General features: G+C 45.8%; 1 protein-coding gene. It reads right to left on the bottom strand.

Features of this window, described 5'->3' with window-relative positions; genetic code table 11:
* Positions 1 to 360, bottom strand: a 360-nt coding sequence (gene rdgC, locus ACTHTA_RS11405) for a recombination-associated protein RdgC (protein ID WP_440364763.1), incomplete at its 3' end; no start/stop codon positions are given.
* Positions 361 to 530 lie beyond the last annotated feature (170 nt).

Here is a 530-nt window from a genome sequence, read left to right as displayed (position 1 = left end):
GCTGCTTTTGGTTAGGGCTCGGGTTAGCAGGTTGCTGGTTAGGTTTTCGCGCAGCTCGTTCTTTTCTTTGCGACCGACTTTTCTTCCTTCTCTGGCTTCGATTTTTTTAACGATTTCGTCCAGATTGTTTTTAATCACTGCATTCGGCAGCACTTTTTCTTCGCGCTTCAGGGTAATAAGCATAGTCTTTTGCGCTTCAAACACGGCAAGTTCGGCAAACGCATTTGGGTGAGTAAAGCCCTCGGAAAACCAGTCGAATCCATTGAGTTTCTTAAACCAGCTACTTCCAAGAGATTCATCTAAATAGCGTTTTTCGGGCAATTCCGGCAAGCGAAATGGGGTAACTTGTTTAAACCACATATCTAAATCCTTTTCAAAAATGGCGGGCTGTTGCCCGCCGTGGGTCAGTTTGCTTTACTTAGCCTTTTTGCGGTCTCAAACTCAACCGCATCCATCAATTTCTTGATGTTATAAGCCGTCATCTGCGCCATCGTCAGTTCGCCTTGCGGCTCCAAATCGCCGTCATAACT

Origin of the sequence: Neisseria sp. P0013.S005 (assembly GCF_051958425.1) — a bacterium.
In the GTDB taxonomy this organism is placed as follows: domain Bacteria; phylum Pseudomonadota; class Gammaproteobacteria; order Burkholderiales; family Neisseriaceae; genus Neisseria; species Neisseria subflava.
The sequence above is the reverse complement of the archived record's forward strand: the minus strand, read 5'-3'. Positions and strand labels throughout refer to the sequence as shown.